Here is an 873-nt window from a genome sequence, read left to right on the forward strand (position 1 = left end):
GCAACGAACTGTACAACAGAAAGAGAGCGCAAAATGGCTAGAAGGCATCGAGCAACTGGGCGTACTCAAGACGCACTGTCCGTGCACGCATGTCATCGGCGTGAGCGACCGTGAAGGCGATGTCTATGATGTGTTCCTGGCGCAGCGGCCTGCCGGCGTCGACTGGTTGGTGCGCGCGTCGTGGAACCGACGCGTTGCTCACCCCGATCGATATTTGCGGGAAACCGTGCTGGCCTCGCCAGTGCTTGGAGAGGCCCAACTGCAGGTGCCTGCACGCGAAAACCGCCCGGCACGCACCGCACGGCTGGTTGTGCGCTGCATGCCCGTACGCCTTCGTCCGCCGCAAAATCGTCGTCGCGAGAAGTTTCCCGAAATTGAAGTGTTTGCAATTCATGCACAGGAAACGAACCTGGACGAAGGAGCAGAGCCATTGGAATGGCTCCTACTGACTTCGGTGCCTACACAAACGCACGCTCAGGCCCTTGAGCGCCTGGCATGGTATGCGCGCCGATGGATGATTGAATCGTGGCATCGTGTGCTTAAAAGTGGCTGTCGCATTGAAGCCCGCCAATTTGGCAATCTCGATCGATTCGTCCGCGCCACCGCATTGTTCGCCGTAGTAAGCTGGAGGATCCTGTACTCCCTGTTGCTTGCAAGGCTTGATGGCACCTGCCATGCGAAGTATTGCTGCAGCCAATCGAGTGGCGAACTCTCTACTGTCGTACGCATGGCAGTACTGAAATACCTGATAAACCGCCATCACCGGCGCAGGTCATCTTGGGATCGCCAGACTCGGCGGATATCTCGCTCGAAAGCATGATCGTCCGCCTGGCCCTACCGTCATCTGGCGTGGATTTCTTGTCCTGCACGAAA

1 protein-coding gene is annotated in these 873 nt (G+C 57.7%); it reads left to right on the plus strand.

Features of this window, described 5'->3' with window-relative positions; all coding sequences use genetic code 11:
• Positions 1-820: IS4 family transposase (locus HV770_RS38080; RefSeq protein WP_246291636.1), on the plus strand; the 820-nt coding region annotated here is incomplete at its 5' end.
• Positions 821-873: the final 53 nt, after the last annotated feature.

It is taken from the genome of Paraburkholderia fynbosensis (assembly GCF_902859935.1).
GTDB classification, from domain to species: Bacteria; Pseudomonadota; Gammaproteobacteria; order Burkholderiales; family Burkholderiaceae; genus Paraburkholderia; species Paraburkholderia fynbosensis.